1 protein-coding gene is annotated in these 897 nt (G+C 45.8%); it reads left to right on the top strand.

Annotated features, from left to right (window positions below):
* Positions 1–814, top strand: an 814-nt coding sequence (locus A3750_RS24715; RefSeq protein WP_231871954.1) for a sterol desaturase family protein, incomplete at its 5' end; no start/stop codon positions are given.
* Between the last annotated feature and the right edge of the window lie 83 nt (positions 815–897).

Genomic DNA, 897 nt, shown 5'->3' with positions numbered 1-897 from the left:
CAAAAAATCCACCATGGACTGGAAAATGTCCGGCCTGTGTATCGGCGCAATGGTTTTAGTTCAGCGCCCTGCCGTCTATTTACTCAGCTTTGCTGCGATGACACTTCTTTTTCCTCAAGCGATGGGCGTGCTCCATTTTCTAGAGGAGCAATCTCTGTTCTTCGCGGTCATCGCTTTTCTACTACTTGAAGATTTATTTCATGGATTTGGCCATTGGATCTGTCACACAGGCGCGTTCAAAAATCCCTTTTTAAGGCGGATTCAAGCCTTTTATAAAGTCGCCCACAGACCTCATCATTTTAGTGGAAGTAACGAGCAAGCAGGGCAAGTGACTGCGACCCAGACATTCGTAGAAGGCTGGGCGTATTGGTTCGTCATGCCAAATTATTGGTTCCAATATATTTGGCTCTATCTAGGACTCTATGAGAGCTTCATCATCGGCATTACCATTAAGGGCCTGTGGTCTGTGCACAACCACGTTAATTGGCATTACGACCTGTATTTCTTAAATCATCCACAAGCTTGGGTGCGCAAAACCATGCGTGCTTTGTGCCATATTCTAATCTTCCCAACTCAGCATCATCACCACCATGCTCGTGGTCGAAACTCAGCGAAGAATCTACACAACCTGTTTGCCTTCTATGATTGGCTGTTATGGCGCACGCTTGTGATTGAAACCGAAGTACCCAAGAAGTACGGATGGCGTCAATCAGAGATAGAAGAGACAAGCGCGCTGAAGCGCTTCTTCAGTTTCGACTATCAACGCTACTTAGCCGCTCCCAGCAAGCCAAAACAAAGCAAATCTCAAAGCTGACATGTTTTCTAACTAAACTTTTTGGCTGCGACCCAAAAAGTTACCTAGACTACATTCACAGCGATTTTATGGAACGCGCACAT

This window comes from Oleiphilus sp. HI0079 (assembly GCF_001635105.1).
Note: the sequence above shows the minus strand (reverse complement) of the source record. Positions and strands in the feature narration are given on the sequence as shown.